Origin of the sequence: Enterobacter cloacae complex sp. P27C, assembly GCF_014895705.1 — a bacterium.
GTDB lineage: Bacteria > Pseudomonadota > Gammaproteobacteria > Enterobacterales > Enterobacteriaceae > Enterobacter > Enterobacter bugandensis.
Genome location: NZ_JADBQB010000002.1, coordinates 405,719 through 422,094 on the forward strand (window position 1 = coordinate 405,719; position 16,376 = coordinate 422,094).

13 protein-coding genes are annotated in these 16,376 nt (G+C 56.2%); 3 read left to right on the plus strand and 10 right to left on the minus strand.

Features of this window, described 5'->3' with window-relative positions; genetic code table 11:
* Positions 1-169: 169 nt before the first annotated feature.
* From IM291_RS05385 to IM291_RS05395, 3 genes are read right to left on the minus strand one after another with little or no spacing between them, the layout of a single operon-like run.
* Complete coding sequence (locus IM291_RS05385; RefSeq protein ID WP_192986301.1) at positions 170-1,951, minus strand: SmdB family multidrug efflux ABC transporter permease/ATP-binding protein; 1,782 nt, start codon at positions 1,949-1,951, stop codon at positions 170-172.
* A complete protein-coding gene (locus IM291_RS05390) occupies positions 1,944-3,716 on the minus strand; it encodes a SmdA family multidrug ABC transporter permease/ATP-binding protein (RefSeq protein ID WP_045259904.1) in 1,773 nt (590 codons plus the stop codon). Before IM291_RS05390 ends, IM291_RS05385 begins: the two co-directional genes overlap by 8 nt.
* A gap of 30 nt (positions 3,717-3,746) precedes the next feature.
* Entirely contained in the window at positions 3,747-4,205 is a 459-nt protein-coding gene (locus IM291_RS05395; protein WP_008503307.1) for an Lrp/AsnC family transcriptional regulator, read from the minus strand.
* A 115-nt stretch (positions 4,206-4,320) separates the two neighbouring features.
* On the opposite strand from IM291_RS05395, the gene IM291_RS05400 reads away from it, so the two are divergent.
* Positions 4,321-5,367 (plus strand): PLP-dependent cysteine synthase family protein, encoded by a 1,047-nt coding sequence (locus tag IM291_RS05400; RefSeq protein ID WP_048999055.1) that lies wholly within the window; start codon positions 4,321-4,323, stop codon positions 5,365-5,367.
* Positions 5,368-5,408: 41 nt separating this feature from the next.
* Here IM291_RS05400 and cof read toward each other — a convergent pair whose 3' ends face one another.
* Positions 5,409-6,227, minus strand: coding sequence for an HMP-PP phosphatase (cof, locus tag IM291_RS05405; protein ID WP_028012168.1), 819 nt, complete (start codon positions 6,225-6,227; stop codon positions 5,409-5,411).
* Between the two features lie 101 nt (positions 6,228-6,328).
* On the opposite strand from cof, the gene IM291_RS05410 reads away from it, so the two are divergent.
* Both IM291_RS05410 and queC read left to right on the plus strand, forming a co-directional pair.
* Positions 6,329-8,029 carry an SgrR family transcriptional regulator gene (locus IM291_RS05410; RefSeq protein WP_192986303.1) on the plus strand — a complete coding sequence of 567 codons (1,701 nt, stop codon included), beginning with the start codon at positions 6,329-6,331 and terminating at the stop codon, positions 8,027-8,029.
* Between the two features lie 66 nt (positions 8,030-8,095).
* Positions 8,096-8,791, plus strand: coding sequence for a 7-cyano-7-deazaguanine synthase QueC (gene queC, locus IM291_RS05415; RefSeq protein WP_023332238.1), 696 nt, complete (start codon positions 8,096-8,098; stop codon positions 8,789-8,791).
* A gap of 61 nt (positions 8,792-8,852) precedes the next feature.
* Here the strand turns inward: queC and IM291_RS05420 are convergent, their stop codons facing one another.
* The 6 genes from IM291_RS05420 to clpX all read right to left on the minus strand — a co-directional run bounded on the left by IM291_RS05420 (position 8,853) and on the right by clpX (position 16,257).
* The gene (locus tag IM291_RS05420; protein WP_014830880.1) at positions 8,853-9,251 is read right to left on the minus strand and encodes a YbgC/FadM family acyl-CoA thioesterase; all 399 of its coding nucleotides are present in this window, start codon (positions 9,249-9,251) and stop codon (positions 8,853-8,855) included.
* A gap of 97 nt (positions 9,252-9,348) precedes the next feature.
* Complete coding sequence (locus IM291_RS05425; RefSeq protein ID WP_028012163.1) at positions 9,349-9,729, minus strand: helix-hairpin-helix domain-containing protein; 381 nt, start codon at positions 9,727-9,729, stop codon at positions 9,349-9,351.
* A 148-nt stretch (positions 9,730-9,877) separates the two neighbouring features.
* The gene (ppiD, locus tag IM291_RS05430) at positions 9,878-11,749 is read right to left on the minus strand and encodes a peptidylprolyl isomerase (protein ID WP_028012162.1); all 1,872 of its coding nucleotides are present in this window, start codon (positions 11,747-11,749) and stop codon (positions 9,878-9,880) included.
* Positions 11,750-11,961: 212 nt separating this feature from the next.
* Entirely contained in the window at positions 11,962-12,234 is a 273-nt protein-coding gene (gene hupB, locus IM291_RS05435) for a nucleoid-associated protein HU-beta (RefSeq protein WP_002444653.1), read from the minus strand.
* Between the two features lie 210 nt (positions 12,235-12,444).
* On the minus strand, positions 12,445-14,799 hold the full coding sequence (gene lon / locus IM291_RS05440) for an endopeptidase La (protein WP_023334706.1): 2,355 nt from the start codon (positions 14,797-14,799) through the stop codon (positions 12,445-12,447).
* A 183-nt stretch (positions 14,800-14,982) separates the two neighbouring features.
* Positions 14,983-16,257, minus strand: a complete 1,275-nt coding sequence (gene clpX / locus IM291_RS05445) for an ATP-dependent protease ATP-binding subunit ClpX (RefSeq protein ID WP_192986305.1) — start codon at positions 16,255-16,257, stop codon at positions 14,983-14,985.
* Positions 16,258-16,376: the final 119 nt, after the last annotated feature.

The following is a 16,376-nucleotide window of genomic DNA, read 5'->3' on the forward strand; positions in this document are numbered from 1 at the left end:
TTGCAAGGGGTGTGCCAGAAATGAAATGGAGGGAGAAAAGCGGTGCGACGAGCGTTATGCCGTCTTCCTTAATGAACCGGCGAAAAAAAACGCACCATGTCGGTGCACGGTGCGTTTCAGTATTGCACCAACAGGAATGACTGTTAGCGCGTTGCTTTGTTTTGGTGCATCAGGCGCTGAGCGACTCTTCCTCGCGCACGCTGGCCGCGAGCTCTTCGCCCGCCAGCTGAAGCTGATACATCTGCCAGTAACGCCCTTTGGCTTCCAGCAGCTCACGGTGCGTCCCGCGCTCCACGGCTTGTCCACGATGCAGCACCAGAATGGTATCGGCATCGACAATGGTGGAAAGGCGATGGGCAATCACCACCAGCGTCGTATGGTCGCGTACCGCGGCCAGCGCCTGCTGGATGGCCTGCTCGGTGCCGGAGTCAATGCTGGCCGTCGCTTCATCCAGAATCAGCACCTGCGGGGTTTCAATCAGCACCCGCGCCAGCGCGAGAAGCTGCTTTTGCCCAACGGAGAGGTTGTTTCCCTGCTCGCCCAGCCGGGTATTAATCCCGTCGCTAAACCCGCGCGCCAGGTCTGCCAGCTGCACTTTTTCCAGCACCTCCCATACCTGCTCCTGAGAGTAGTCTCGCCCCAGGGTCACGTTGGCGTAGAAGGTATCGGCCAGGACGACCGGATCCTGCTGCACCATCGCGACGCCTTTACGCAACACGTTGTGGCTGAGAGACGCGAGCGGGCGTCCGTCGAGGCGGATTTCGCCTTGCGTGACCGGGTAGTAGCCCATCAACAGGCTGGCGAGCGTGCTCTTGCCGCTGCCCGTATGTCCCACCAGCGCCACGAAACCGCGCGACGGAACATCCAGCGTAATGTCCTGCAACACCAGCCGGTCATCGCGATAGGCAAACGAGACGTTATCAAAGGCAATGGCGCCGCTTTGCAGAGGTCGCTCGTCATGACCGTAGGCCTGGCGCGGTCTGTCCATCAGCTCAAACACGCGCTCGCCGGCGACGACCGCCTGCTGCAGCATCGATTGCTGGGTCGTGAGCTCGATCAGCGGCTCGTTAAGGCGCCCCAGATAGCTAATAAAAGCGTACAGCACGCCCACTTCAATCGTACCGCTTGAGCTCAGGCCAAAGAGCATCAGTAAACCGCAAAGCACCAGCGCAGAGAAAAGGCTGAGCAGCGGACGCAGCAGGAAGCCGTCGAGGCGCAGCGTCTGCATACGCGCCATGTAGTGCGATCGGCTGGCTTCGCCCATCCGCTCGCCAAAGCGCGCCTGCTGGCGGAACTGCTGGATGACGCTCATGCCGTTAATCACTTCGTTGAAGCCATCGTTAATGTCGGCCAGATAGGCGCGCACCCGACGCACGATTGGCGTGCTGTAGCGCTGGTAGATGATCATCACGATCAGCACCGCCGGGAAGATGGTAATCGCCACCAGCGCCATGCGCCAGTCGAGGCTGAACATCGCCACCAGCATCGCGCCGATCAGCGCCGCACTGCGTAACACCGTCGCGACCACGGTGACGTACAGGTCGCGGATCACTTCGGTATCGTTGGTCACGCGCGAAATCACCTGCCCGACCGGCTGGATATCAAACTCGCTGAGCGGCTGGCGAAGCGCCGCGTCCATTACATCCGTGCGCAGCTGCTGAACCACGCCCACGGCGGCACGGTTAAACAGCAGCGACTGCGCATAGTGCAGCCCTGCCGCCGCCAGCTGCAACCCAACGTAGGCCACGCCTAAGCCCGCCACCAGCCCCAGCGGCAGGTAGCTTTTGGCGACCATATTGTCGATGAAGTAGCTGATGAGCAGCGGCCCGCTCACCTCAGCAATCGCCGCTATCCAGAGTAAAAGCACGGCCACGGAGAGGGGTTTGCGCCACGGCGAGCCGTAGGCCAGCAGACGTTTGAGCGTCGGCCACATCGTTCCGAGCTTACGCATTGGTGGCCTCCTGATCCTGTTCCGGCGCATCGTCCAGCGCCGCCTCAAGCTGTTGATAGCGGTACATATCGCGATACCAGCCCGGCTGCTCGGCAAGCGTTTCATGCTGCCCGCGCTGGGCAATGTGTCCGTGCTGTAAGACCAGAATTTCGCTGGCCTCGGTGAGCGCTGACAACCGGTGGGCGCTGATAATCACCGTGCGTCCGTCGCCCCACTGGCGCAGGTTGTGCAGAATCTGATGCTCGGTACGACCATCCACGGCGGAGAGCGCATCATCCAGAATGAGGATTTCAGCATTCAGCAGCAGCGCGCGGGCAATCGAGATTCGCTGTTTCTGCCCGCCGGACAGCATGACGCCACGTTCCCCGACTTCCGTTTCGTAGCCCTGCGGCAGACGCAAAATATCGTCATGTACGCTGGCTAAGCGCGCCACGTGTTCGATCTCTTCCTGCGTCGCCGACGGGTGACCAAGCGCAATGTTATTCGCCACGGTGTCCGAAAATAAAAACGGCGTCTGGCTGACTACCGCCAGACGGCCACGCCACTCGTCCAGCAGCAGGTTCGCCAGGGGGATATCATGGAAACGGATATCGCCCTCGGTGACGTCAAAGTGGCGCTGAAGCAGAGAGAGCACGGTACTTTTTCCGGACCCCGTCGGGCCGCAGATGCCCAGCATCTGGCCCGGCCGCAGCGTAAAGCTAACGTTCTCCAGCACCGGATGTTCCGTTTGCGGATAGACAAATTTGCGAACGTCGACGTTCATAACGCCGCGCCCTTCCGGCACCGCTTCGCTGCCGTCATTGACCACCGGCGCTTCGGCCAGCATGGCGCGGATGCGGCTGTAGGCGGCGCTACCGCGCTCTACGATGTTGAACATCCAGGCCAGCGCCAGCATCGGCCAGATCATCAGCCCCAGATACATCGCAAAGCTGGTCAATTGCCCCAGGGTCAATGTGCCCTGCACCACCATCCAGCTCCCGCCGCCAATGGCAAGCAGGTTTGCCATGCCGATTGCGACATAAATCGTTGGATCAAATCGCGCATCAATACGCGCGACGCGCATGTTTTTCGCCCCCGTGTCTGCCGCATCGGCCGCAAACAGCGCGGACTGCCTATCTTCCAGGCCAAACGCTTTGATCATGCGGATGCTGGTCATGCTCTCCTGGGTGCGATCGTTCAGAGAAGAAAACGCCGCCTGCGCCAGCTTGAAGCGCTCGTGCAGCTGTTCGCCGTAGCGATTGATCGCCAGCGCCATGATCGGCATCGGCAGCAGGGCGAGCAGGGTTAATTGCCAGCTGATCTGCGTGGACATGACGATCAGCACCGCGCAGCCCATCACCAGCGAGTCCACCAGCGTCAGCACACCTTCCCCGGCGGCAAAGACCACGCGATCGACGTCGTTCGTCGCGCGGGCAATGAGATCCCCGGTGCGATGACGCAGATAAAATTCGGGATGCTGTCGGCTCAGCTGGCGGTAAAAATCTTCACGCAGCTCAACGGCCAGCTGATAGGACGCACCAAACAGCAGCACGCGCCAGACGTAGCGCAGGAGATAAACAATGACCGCCGTCAGCACCAGTGTGCCAACCCACATCAACACCCGTGCGGTGGTGTAATGCTGTTCAGTGACGCCATCCACGACGTAGCCCACCACCTTTGGCGGGATCAGCTGCAAAATGGCAATGATAATAAGCAGGGCGACTGCACCGAGGTAGCGTTGCCACTCCCGACGAAAGTACCAGCTTAATTGGGCAAATAATCGCACGCGGTTTGTTCCTGAAGGTATTTTACGAAGTTATTCAATGGGTAAGGCTGTGGTGTACTTAATCTGTTCCATGGCGAAGCTTGAGGTGACGTCCGACAAGCCCGGGACGCTGTTCACCAGTCGCTTGTAGAAATCATCATAGCGCTTCATGTCAGCCACCTGGACGCGCATCAGGTAATCGTACTCGCCGGCCATACGCCAGAAGCCGAGCACCTCTGGCATCTCAGACACCTGAGTGACGAAGCGGCAATACCACTCGCTGCTGTGGTGTTGGGTTTTTATCAGCACAAATGCCGTCAGCCCAAGCCCCAGTTTTTCGGGATCGAGTAATGCGACGCGCCCCAGAAGAATGCCGTCATCTTCCAGCTTTTTTAGGCGCTTCCAGCACGGTGTGGTGGTCAGATTAACGGCATCTGCCAGCGCCTGCAAAGAGAGGGTACAGTCACTTTGCAGCAATGAAAGGAGCTTACGGTCAATTTTATCTAGCATCCCCACCTCATAGAGAAAATTTTTCTCCCTTCATTCTATTTTAAAGGCCAGATAGCAACAATTTTTTCTGTGCTTTTCGCTATGCTGGGCACAAAATGACAAACGGATAACTACGATGAATAGCACCTGGGTTAAACATGCCATCAGCGAAATCAATGCCGACTACCAGCGCTCGGCGGATACCCACCTGATTCGCCTCCCCCTGCCGGGATTTGACGGTATTCAGCTCTACCTGAAGGATGAAAGCACCCATCCTACCGGTAGCCTGAAGCATCGCCTGGCGCGCTCTCTGTTTTTATACGGTTTGTGCAACGGCTGGATCAAAGAAGGCACGACCATTATTGAATCCTCATCCGGTTCAACGGCGGTGTCTGAAGCCTATTTCGCTCGTCTGCTGGGCCTGCCGTTTATCGCCGTGATGCCCTCCTGCACCGCAAAACGCAAAATCGAGCAGATCGAATTTTACGGCGGACGCTGCCATTTTGTGGAAAGCGCCTGCGAAATCTATGCCGCCTCTGAAATGCTCGCCCGCGAGCTAAACGGCCACTATATGGACCAGTTCACCTTTGCCGAGCGCGCAACGGACTGGCGCGGCAATAACAACATTGCCGACAGTATTTTCCGCCAGATGACCCACGAACCGCATCCGGTTCCGTCGTACATTGTGATGAGCGCCGGTACGGGCGGCACGTCAGCCACTATCGGACGCTACATTCGCTGTCAGGGCTACGATACCCAGCTGATGGTAGTTGACCCCCAGAACTCCGTGTTCCTCGACTACTGGCAAAGCCGCGATGCCGGCCTGCGCAGCCCGGTGGGCAGTAAAATTGAAGGAATTGGCCGCCCGCGCGTGGAACCGTCGTTCATTCCTGACGTTGTCGACGAAATGCTCCGCGTGCCGGACGCCGCCAGCGTCGCCACCGCGCACTGGCTGGAGACGCAGCTCGGCCGCAAAGTGGGTGCATCAACGGGCACCAACATGTGGGGCGTACTGCAGCTTGCGGCACGCATGCGCGAGGAAGGCCGTACCGGCTCCATCGTCACGCTGCTGTGCGACAGCGGCGAGCGCTACCTTGAGACCTACTACAATGCGGAGTGGGTACAGGCCAACATCGGCGACATCACTCCGTGGAAAGCGCAGATTGCGCAGCTGCTGAAATAAAAAAAAGCCAGACCGAGGTCTGGCTTGCTGGAAGGGTCTCACTATTCGGGGGAATATGGGAGGTTGTTGTTGTCCAGCCAATGCGTCAAAAAATGGGACACCGCTTCGTTGCCGCAGTGTCCGATAACCGGCAGATGAGGAAGCTCTGCGATCAGCTGCGGCATCGCATTCCCCATAATCAGGCCGCGCCCCACGCTGCCCAGCATTTCGCGGTCATTCATGGCGTCGCCAAACGCCATACACTCCTGCAGCGTTAAGCCCAGGTGGTCGCTGAGCACCGCCAGGGCTGAACCTTTGTTACAGCCCACCGGCAGGACTTCAAGACAATCCACCGCCGAGAAGGTCAGGTGCGCCCGGTCGCCCAGCGCCTCATTTAACTGAATGCGTAAGCGGCAAAGATCGTCGTGATCGCCACAGAAGCAAATCTTGGTCACCGCGTGGGCGGGGATCCGGCGCAGATCGATAAGCTGGTATTTGAAGCCGCTATAAACATGCGCGTGCAACAATTCGGGGATTTCGCTTCCGGTAAACCAGCCTTGATCGTTGAATACGTGGATACTGGCCTGCGTGTCCCACGTGCTGTGCAGAACAATATCCGCCACTTCCGGGTTGAGATCCTGGCGGTGCAGCACCTCTCCTTCAACGGTGTGAATGCGCGTTCCGTTACCCGTGATTAAAAACGCATCCAGGGAAAACGTGCCCAGCAGATGACGCATCTCCAGCACGTGGCGGCCAGTGGCAAACGTCAGGGTGACATCACGCTCGCGCAGCCGCTTCAGGGTACTCAGCGTTTTCTCCCCCAGACGGTGATCCGGCATTAACAACGTACCGTCCATATCAAATGCAGCGAGGCGGGCCATGATTACTCCTGAAATGTGATGCGATTAACTTGTGCATCAGTATCGTGTGAGATATACGGAAGTAATAGTGAATAGATGAAAATTATTGTTCCGGGTTTCTTATGCGCCAGCTGAACCGTCTTAACCAGTATCAACGCCTGTGGCAACCTTCCGCTGGCGCTCCACAGCAGGTCACCATAAGTGAGCTTGCCAGCCGCTGTTTTTGTAGCGAGCGCCATGTCCGCACCCTGCTGCGTCAGGCTCAGGAGGCGGGCTGGCTCAGCTGGCACGCGCGGTCTGGTCGCGGCAAGCGCGGTGAGCTGACGTTCCATGCCAGCCCGGAGTCACTGCGCAATGCGATGATGGAAGAGGCGCTGAAGAGCGGGCAGCAGCATAACGCGCTGGAGCTGGCCCAGCTTGCTCCTGAAGCGCTGAGATCGTTGCTGCATCCGTTTTTAGGCGGGCAGTGGCAAAACGACACGCCGACGCTGCGCATCCCCTACTATCGCTCGCTGGAGCCGCTTCAGCCGGGCTTTTTGCCTGGCCGGGCGGAGCAGCATCTGGCAGGACAGGTATTTTCAGGCTTGACGCGTTTTAACGGTAACAGCAGTGAACCCACGGGCGATCTCGCGCATCACTGGGAGGTCTCTGCTGACGGGCTGCGCTGGCATTTCTACATTCGCTCCACCCTGCACTGGCATAACGGCGATAAAATAGAAACGGCGCAGCTCCAGCGAAGCCTGACGGCACTGTTGACGCTTCCCCCCCTGCGCACCCTGTTCAGGAGCGTTTTACATATCGAAACAACACATCCACAGTGTCTGACATTTATGCTGCATCAACCGGACTATTGGCTGGCGCACAGGCTGGCAACCTACTGCAGCCGTCTGGCGCATCCCGACTATCCTGAACTTGGCTGCGGCCCCTTCCGGCTGGCCGCCTTTGAGCCCGACCTGGTTCGTCTGGAAAGCCATGAGCAATACCACCTGAGCCATCCGCTGCTCAAAGCCATCGAATACTGGATCACCCCCCAGCTGTTTGATTACAGGCTGGGCACCAGCTGTCGTCACCCGGTGCAAATCGCGATTGGCGAGGCCGATGAGCTTGAAACCCTGAGGCTGGTCAGCAGCAGCACCAGCCTGGGCTTCTGTTACCTCACGCTGAAACAGAGCGCGCGTCTGAGTGAGATCCAGGCGAAGCGGCTTATCAATATCATCCATCTCTCCAGGCTTCTGCACACGCTTCCGCTCAACGAAGGACTCATTACGCCCACCGGGGAACTGCTTCCCGGCTGGACAATCCCCGAATGGCCTGACTTAACGGGCGTTGCCCTGCCTGAGGCGCTGACGCTGGTTTACCATCTTCCCGTTGAGCTTCACACCATGGCCAGCCAGTTAAAGGCGTACCTGGCGCGACAGGGTTGTGACCTGACCGTCATCTTCCACGACGCCAAGACGTGGGACGGATGCCAGCAGCTTGCCGATGCAGACATCATGATGGGGGACAGGCTGATTGGCGAAGCGCCAGCGTATACGCTTGAGCAGTGGCTGCGCTGCGATGCCCTGTGGCCGCACGTGTTAAGCGCACCGGCCTACGCCCATCTGCAAGCCACGCTGGATGCGGTGCAGTCTCAGGCCGAAGCTCGGGACCGACACGCCGGTCTGCAAGCCATTTTCAACCGCCTGATGGAGAATGCGGTGCTGACGCCGCTTTTTAACTATCAATATCAAATCAGCGCCCCGCCGGGAGTCAACGGCATACGCCTCAACACCCGCGGCTGGTTTGATTTTACCGAAGCCTGGCTACCCGCCCCCAAATCGTGAAGAAGCTGGTCGCCGCCGTAGCCAGACGGTAACATAACGGTTTTACCGTAACAGTCGAGATGATTTATGAAACGTGCCGTCGTCGTGTTCAGCGGAGGACAAGACTCTACAACCTGCCTGGTTCAGGCTCTTCATCAGTATGATGAAGTTCACTGTGTGACTTTCGATTATGGCCAGCGTCACCGCGCTGAAATCGACGTTGCCCGTGAACTGGCCCTCAAACTAGGGGCACGCGCGCACAAGGTGCTGGACGTTACGCTGTTAAATGAACTGGCCGTCAGCAGCCTCACCCGGGACAGTATTCCTGTACCGGACTACGAACCCGATGCCAGCGGCATTCCGAACACGTTTGTGCCGGGGCGTAATATTCTGTTCCTGACCCTGACGGCGATTTATGCCTATCAGGTAAAAGCCGAAGCGGTAATTACGGGCGTATGCGAGACCGACTTCTCAGGATACCCGGACTGCCGCGATGAGTTTGTAAAAGCGCTCAACCACGCCGTCAATCTGGGGATGGCGAAAGAGACGCGCTTTGAAACCCCGCTCATGTGGCTGGATAAAGCCGAAACCTGGGCGCTGGCCGACTACTGGGGCAAGCTGGATTTGGTTCGCAGCGAAACCCTCACCTGCTATAACGGCATCAAAGGCGACGGTTGCGGCCAGTGCGCCGCCTGTAATCTGCGCGCTAACGGGCTTAACCATTACCTGGCTGATAAAGTCGGCGTGATGGCGGCAATGAAGCAAAAGACCGGACTTAAATAGCGTTTTTTGACCGTGCTGTCGCAAAACAGGAGTCGACAGCACGAGTGCGCCTTAATATGTCTTATACGATCATCAACTCCAGCTTTTCCCGCAATTCCCCTTCCAGCGGCAGCGCTTTCTGAGTTTTCAGATCGATACAGACAAAGGTGATCAGTGCATCAGCCACCACCTGCCCTTCTGGATCGAGCGTCACCACCTGGCTTAACACGCCGCTTTTGCCGTTTAGCTGTTGTACCTGGCTGGTCACGGTGAGCACATCGCCCAGCACGGCCGGACGGCGATAGTTGATGTTGATATTGACGACCACGAACGCGATGTTGTGCGCGGTCAGCCACTGAAAGCTTTCGCTGTTTTCCAGCCCGTCCCAGCGCGCTTCTTCAAGAAACTCGAGATAGCGAGCGTTATTGACGTGCTGATAAACATCAAGATGGAAACCGCGTACTTTGATTTTTGTCTGCATAGCGCAATAGCCTTTCATTGTTTTAGGATCAGAGGTCATAACTGGTATGACCTCTTTATCCTGGCAAACTTTTGCCGCAGTGCAAGAAATTGCGTTATTACAGTGTCAGGTGTGAGAGGTTGCGCTCAACCAGCGCGCTGCCCATGCCCGGAACCTGTTTGAGATCGTCGACCGTTTTGAATGGGCCGTACTCTTCACGATAGCTGACGATAGCCTGCGCTTTTTTCAGGCCCACGCCATTCATTGCGCGGGCGAGATCCTCTGCCGAGGCCGAGTTAATGCTGACCCGCGTACCGTCATCATCCGCATTTTTACCGGCGTCAGCCGCTTTGGTCTGCCCTTGTACCGGCGCGGCCGCGTCTGACTTGCTCTGCGTAGCCTGTGGTTTGGCGGCGGGCGTCGCCGCCTGCGCGCCCGCGCTCATCCCGGTGGTGGCAATAGCCAGCGTAATTAACAGTGCTTTGATTCCACATTTCATGCTGTTATCTCCTTGTTTGTTGACAGCCACGCAACGATAGCCGCCTGTGAAAACAGGCACAAACAGCAGATTGCAGAAATGGAAAAGGCCGCGAAAGCGGCCTTTAGTTTTTGCAGAGCGTTACGAAAATCTGCGAGCAGACACGTAATTACTGCTGCTGAGTCATGACATCGCCCAGCTTGATTTTGGCGTCTTTACGCAGGTTGCTCATCATGGCTTCGAAAGCAATCTGAGCATTGTTCTGAGTAATGCCCTGAACCATCGCCTTCTTCTGCGCTTCTGGCAGAGTGCCGGCTTTCACGTCGTCCAGCGCCAGCAGAACAACGTTACCCTGCATATCGGTGGTGGTACCGAAGCTTGGCTTGTCTTTTGCCGGCAGCGTCAGGCTAAACGCGGCCTGACTGATTGGGTCCTGACCGGTACGGCTCAGCGTTTTCGCCTCACCGAAGCTCAGACCTGCCGCTTTCAGCGCGTCCTGTTTACCCGCTTTCAGATCGGCCAGAATCTTCTCAGCGTCCAGTTTAGCCTGCTGTTCTGCTTTGTTGTGCTTAACCTGAGCGACGACCTGATCCTTCACTTCCGCCAGCGGTTTGACCGCTTCTGGCTTGTGCTCGCTGACGCGCAGAACAAAGGCGCGATCGCCGTCAACGGTAATAATGTCAGAGTTGCTGCCCGGCGTGCCGTTCTCGCCCACCAGACCACCGTTAAAGATGGCATCAGAAACCGGTTTGAAGTTCAGCTCTTCCGGCAGGTTGTCGCGACCAAACCAGCCGGTCTCAACCGCTTTCACACCCGCCGCCTGCTCTGCACCTGCCAGAGATTCGTTGTCGTTGCTGGCAGCATCGCTCACCTTCTGCTGCAGCGCGTAGTAGGCATCCAGGGCTTTTTCCTGTTTCACTTTCGCGGCAATATCATCACGAACCTCAGCCAGCGGCTTGGTTTTCGCCGGGGTGATGTCGTCCAGACGCACGACCAGGAAACCAACGGATGATTTAATCACACCAGACAGCTGGCCTTTCTCTTTCAGGCCGGCATTTTTCAGCTCGTCGGGCGTGGTTGCGTCTTCCAGCCAGCCCATATCACCGCCGTTTTTCGCAGAGATAATGTCGGTGGATTTCGCTTTCGCAAGGGTGGCGAAATCAGCGCCTTTGTTCAGCTCATCCAGTACCGCCTTAGCATCTGCTTCAGTTTTGGTCTGAATCACGCTGTAGCGGTTACGCTGCGGCTGAGTGAATTGATCCTGATGCTGGTCGTAGTAAGACTGGATCTCGGCATCAGACGCGCTTTCCTGCAGCGCAGCTGCATCCAGCTTGATGTAGCTGACGCGGAACTGCTCCGGAGAAACAAAGGCGTTTTTATTCTGCTCGTAGTAAGCATTAACGTCTGCGTCGCTCACCTGCTGTTTCGCCGCCAGGGCGTTCACATCAATGGTCGCTTCACGGACCACGCGCTGCTGTGCCACCAGCGCGGCCAGTTCGTCGGTTTCACCTTTAAGCATGAAATCGGTACCCACGACAGCGTTAATGAGCTGCTGGGTCGTCAGCTGGTTACGCAGCGCCTGCGCGTACTGATCCGCCGTCATGCCCATCTGGTTAACGATACTGTTGTAACGCGCGTTGTCGAATTTACCGTTAGACTGGAATGCCTGAGTGGCGAAGATCGCTTTTTTGACCTGCTCGTCGCTGATGCCAAGGCCCAGCTTTTTGGCATACTGATCCAGCAGCGCTTCGTCGATAAGACGGTTCAGTGTCTGTTGGCGCAGGGTTTTCATGTACCCTTCATTCGCCGCCAGTTCAGAGAATTGGTCGCCCAGCTGTTGCTGCATACGGTTACGCTCACCGGCAAAAGCATTCTCGAACTGACCACGGCTGATTTCCTGGCCATTCACTTTTGCGGCATAGTTCGCGCCACCGCCAATAAGGTAACTGCTCACGCCGGTCAATATGAACGACACGATAATGATACCGAAAATAATCTTGAGCACGAGACTGTTAGCAGCCGTGCGTAAGCTGTCCATCATGGTGTAACAACACTCCGCTGTAGGTGACTGGTTACCTGACGCTGACGGAAAATCCTGCCCGTCGCGCGTGAAGGCGTATTGTGACAAGAAAACGGGGCGATTGTCAGCCCACAACTCGCATAAACTCGCACAAATCAGGTCTGGACAAACAAAAAAGGCACATCAAACGATGCGCCCTTGTACTATCCGGCTTCCCTGAAACGGGAAAGCAATCAGTTTACTGCGTCTTTCAGCGCTTTACCTGCACGGAAACCCGGCACTTTAGCAGCAGCAATGGTGATCTCTTTACCGGTCTGAGGGTTGCGGCCAGTACGGGCAGCACGCTCTTTAACAGCAAAAGTACCGAAGCCTACCAGTGCAACGTCGTCCCCAGCCTGCAGAGATTCAGTAACAGAAGCAATTAATGCATCTAACGCACGTCCAGCTGCAGCTTTAGAAATATCAGCACCAGCAGCAATTTTGTCAATCAGTTGAGATTTATTCACTGTTCTCTTCCTCTCTTTATAATTTATATCGCGCCTGAGTCCTTCACAACGCGACCGCGCAGCAGTTATATCAGGCCTGCCATGACCTTACAACACCCGTTGTTGATGGCTGACCTAATCAGCAATCTAAATTAGCTATACAAAAAAAGGCTGGCAAGTGCGAAATGACTTACCAGCCTTGTTTTTATTGACGCTCTTTGCGCGAGGTCACTATTTTGCGGTTACAACCTGCATTCCGGAGGGCTCATTCTGCAGTGCGAGACTGAGAACTTCCTCAATTCGCTTAACAGGATGGATCTGCAGATCGGCAATCACGTTGTCCGGAATCTCTTCCAGATCGCGTTTATTTTCGTAAGGGATCAATACGGTTTTGATCCCACCGCGGTGTGCCGCCAGCAGTTTTTCTTTTAACCCGCCGATTGGCAGGACCTGACCGCGCAGCGTAATTTCACCAGTCATTGCCACATCGGCACGTACCGGGTTGCCCGTCAGACAGGAAACCAGAGCGGTACACATGGCAATACCCGCGCTTGGGCCATCTTTCGGCGTCGCCCCTTCAGGAACGTGAACGTGAATGTCGCGTTTTTCGTAGAAATCAGGGTTGATACCCAGTTTTTCCGCGCGCGCGCGCACCACGGTCAGCGCAGCCTGGATGGACTCCTGCATCACTTCACCCAGCGAGCCGGTGTAGGTCAGCTTGCCTTTGCCCGGCACACAGGCGGTTTCGATGGTCAGCAGATCGCCGCCCACTTCCGTCCATGCCAGACCGGTCACCTGACCCACGCGGTTTTCGTTATCCGCGCGGCCATAGTCGAAGCGCTGAACGCCGAGGTAGGCATGCAGATTGTCACCGTTAATCACGATGTGCTTCAGGCTCTTATCCAGCAGCAGCTGTTTTACCGCCTTACGGCACAGCTTAGATATTTCGCGCTCAAGGCTACGCACGCCCGCTTCACGGGTGTAGTAGCGAATGATGCCGATAATCGCGCTGTCCTCGACGGTCAACTCGTTGGCTTTCAGCGCGTTACGCTCAATCTGCTTCGGCAGCAGGTGCTGTTTAGCAATGTTCAGCTTTTCGTCTTCGGTATAACCGGAGAGGCGGATCACTTCCATACGGTCCAGCAGCGGTGCCGGTATGTTCATGGAGTTGGACGTTGCCACGAACATTACATCGCTGAGGTCGTAGTCCACTTCCAGGTAGTGATCGCTGAACGCCACGTTCTGTTCTGGATCAAGCACTTCCAGCAGAGCAGACGCCGGGTCACCGCGCATGTCCGACGACATTTTGTCGATCTCATCAAGCAGGAACAGCGGATTTTTAACCCCCACTTTCGCCATTTTCTGGATCAGTTTACCCGGCATAGAACCGATGTAGGTACGGCGGTGACCGCGGATTTCCGCTTCATCACGCACGCCGCCCAGCGCCATACGGATGTACTTACGTCCGGTCGCTTTGGCGATGGACTGGCCCAGAGAGGTTTTACCCACCCCCGGCGGTCCTACCAGGCACAGAATTGGGCCTTTAATTTTGTTTACACGGCTCTGTACCGCGAGGTACTCAAGGATGCGGTCTTTCACGCGTTCTAGGCCGTAGTGGTCAGTATCGAGGATCTCCTGGGCCTGACGCAGGTCTTTCTTGACCTTGCTGCGGGCGTTCCACGGAACCTGCACCATCCACTCAATGTAACCGCGCACGACGGTTGCTTCAGCCGACATCGGAGACATCATTTTCAGCTTCTGCAGTTCTGCTTCGGCTTTCTCTTTCGCCTCTTTCGGCATCTTCGCCGCGTCAATCTTACGCTTCAGCGCTTCGTTTTCGTCCGGTGCGTCGTCCATCTCGCCCAGCTCTTTCTGAATGGCCTTCATTTGCTCATTCAGATAGTACTCACGCTGAGATTTTTCCATCTGCTTTTTCACGCGGTTACGAATGCGCTTCTCAACCTGCAGCAGATCGATTTCAGACTCCATCATCGCCATCAGATATTCCAGACGTTCGTTAACGTCGGACATCTCCAGCACGGACTGTTTGTCAGCCAGCTTCAGCGGCATGTGTGCAGCGATGGTGTCCGCCAGACGCGCAGGATCGTCGATGCTGTTCAGCGACGTCAGCACTTCTGGTGGGATTTTCTTGTTCAGCTTGATATAGCCTTCGAACTGGCTAATCGCGGTACGTACCAGCACTTCCTGCTCGCGCTCATCAAGTTCAGGCGAATCAAGGTACTCTGCCTTGGCAGAGAAGTGTTCGCCATCGTCTGACAGCGTGGTAATACGCGCACGCTGTAAGCCTTCGACCAGCACCTTCACGGTGCCGTCCGGCAGCTTCAGCATTTGTAAAATAGAGGCCACGGTCCCGACGGTGAAAAGATCGTTTACACCCGGCTCATCCGTTGATGCTTCTTTCTGGGCCACCAGCATGATTTTTTTATCATGATCCATGGCGGCTTCGAGGCAACGGATAGATTTTTCCCGCCCTACAAATAAGGGTATGACCATGTGCGGATAAACCACCACATCGCGCAACGGCAATACGGGGATTTCAATGCGTTCAGAACGCTCAGGATTCATAGAGCTCTCTCTTAGTTTAGTGTCCGCCAGGTAAGCTGGTCATGTCACAGTGCTTCACATAACCATTAACATGTATCCAGTATATGGGGATGTTTCCCACACATTCAACGCTATGAATACGGAAAAAGTAAAGGGGAGATAAAATCCCCCCTTTTTGATTAACTGCTTGTATGATTTGGTGAATTATTCGCCAGATGCCTGCTGGGCTTCCGGTTTAGCGTAAATCAGCAGCGGCTTGGATTGGCCGCCGATCACGGACTCGTCGATAACCACTTTTTCGACGTCTTCCATCGACGGCAGATCGTACATGGTGTCGAGCAGTGCCGCTTCAACGATAGAGCGCAAACCACGCGCACCGGTTTTACGTGCCATCGCTTTCTTGGCAATCGCATCCAGCGCTTCGTCACGGAATTCCAGCTCAACGCCTTCCAGATTGAACAGCGCCTGATACTGCTTGGTCAGCGCGTTTTTCGGCTCTTTCAGGATCTGAATCAGCGCGTCTTCGCTCAGCTCATTCAGCGTTGCCACAACCGGCAGACGGCCAATGAATTCAGGGATCAGACCAAATTTGATCAGATCTTCAGGCTCAACCTGCGAAAGCAGTTCACCTTCGTTGGCTTTCTCGGACTTCGCCTTCACCGTTGCGCCAAAACCGATGCCGGAGCCGGTTTCAACACGGTGGGAAATGACTTTATCCAGACCAGCAAACGCGCCGCCGCAAATGAACAGGATCTTGGAGGTATCGACCTGCAGGAACTCCTGCTGCGGATGTTTGCGTCCACCCTGCGGCGGAACGGCCGCAACCGTACCTTCGATCAGCTTCAGCAGGGCCTGCTGCACGCCTTCACCCGATACGTCACGGGTGATAGACGGGTTGTCGGATTTACGGGAGATCTTGTCAATCTCATCAATATAAACAATCCCGCGCTGTGCTTTCTGAACGTCGTAATCGCACTTCTGCAGCAGTTTCTGGATGATGTTTTCAACGTCCTCACCCACGTAACCGGCTTCGGTCAGGGTGGTGGCATCCGCCATGGTAAACGGAACATCCAGCAGGCGCGCCAGGGTTTCCGCCAGCAGCGTTTTACCGGAGCCGGTTGGCCCGATCAGCAGAATGTTACTTTTGCCCAGTTCTACGCCATTGCTGGTGTCGCCGTTACGCAGACGTTTGTAGTGGTTGTATACCGCCACCGCCAGCACTTTCTTGGCCTGCTCCTGACCGATGACATAGTCGTCAAGGTGATGACGAATCTCATGCGGCGTTGGCAATGCGCTACGCTCACGGTGCGGCGCAACTTCTTTAATCTCTTCGCGAATGATGTCGTTACATAAATCGACGCATTCGTCGCAGATATACACGGACGGCCCGGCAATCAGTTTACGCACTTCATGCTGGCTTTTGCCGCAAAAAGAGCAGTACAGCAGTTTGCCCGAACCATCTTTGCGTTTATCTGTCATGAGTCCAAACCTCTTTTTAAGTTCTTTGTGCCGCACATGACGACGCAAATGCCATTCTAAGACGCGTGTGCTTTAAGCAGCGTGCCGCCCTACCTTAGTATAGCGGCACACTCGCGTCG

Bases quoted from the DNA above. Each gene is read 5' to 3' on its own strand.
- IM291_RS05385 (WP_192986301.1), bottom strand. From the start codon at position 1,951: ATGCGTAAGCTCGGAACGATGTGGCCGACGCTCAAACGTCTGCTGGCC.
- IM291_RS05395 (WP_008503307.1), bottom strand. From the start codon at position 4,205: ATGCTAGATAAAATTGACCGTAAGCTCCTTTCATTGCTGCAAAGTGAC.
- IM291_RS05400 (WP_048999055.1), top strand. From the start codon at position 4,321: ATGAATAGCACCTGGGTTAAACATGCCATCAGCGAAATCAATGCCGAC.
- cof (WP_028012168.1), bottom strand. From the start codon at position 6,227: ATGGCCCGCCTCGCTGCATTTGATATGGACGGTACGTTGTTAATGCCG.
- IM291_RS05410 (WP_192986303.1), top strand. From the start codon at position 6,329: ATGCGCCAGCTGAACCGTCTTAACCAGTATCAACGCCTGTGGCAACCT.
- queC (WP_023332238.1), top strand. From the start codon at position 8,096: ATGAAACGTGCCGTCGTCGTGTTCAGCGGAGGACAAGACTCTACAACC.
- IM291_RS05420 (WP_014830880.1), bottom strand. From the start codon at position 9,251: ATGCAGACAAAAATCAAAGTACGCGGTTTCCATCTTGATGTTTATCAG.
- IM291_RS05425 (WP_028012163.1), bottom strand. From the start codon at position 9,729: ATGAAATGTGGAATCAAAGCACTGTTAATTACGCTGGCTATTGCCACC.
- ppiD (WP_028012162.1), bottom strand. From the start codon at position 11,749: ATGATGGACAGCTTACGCACGGCTGCTAACAGTCTCGTGCTCAAGATT.
- lon (WP_023334706.1), bottom strand. From the start codon at position 14,799: ATGAATCCTGAGCGTTCTGAACGCATTGAAATCCCCGTATTGCCGTTG.
- clpX (WP_192986305.1), bottom strand. From the start codon at position 16,257: ATGACAGATAAACGCAAAGATGGTTCGGGCAAACTGCTGTACTGCTCT.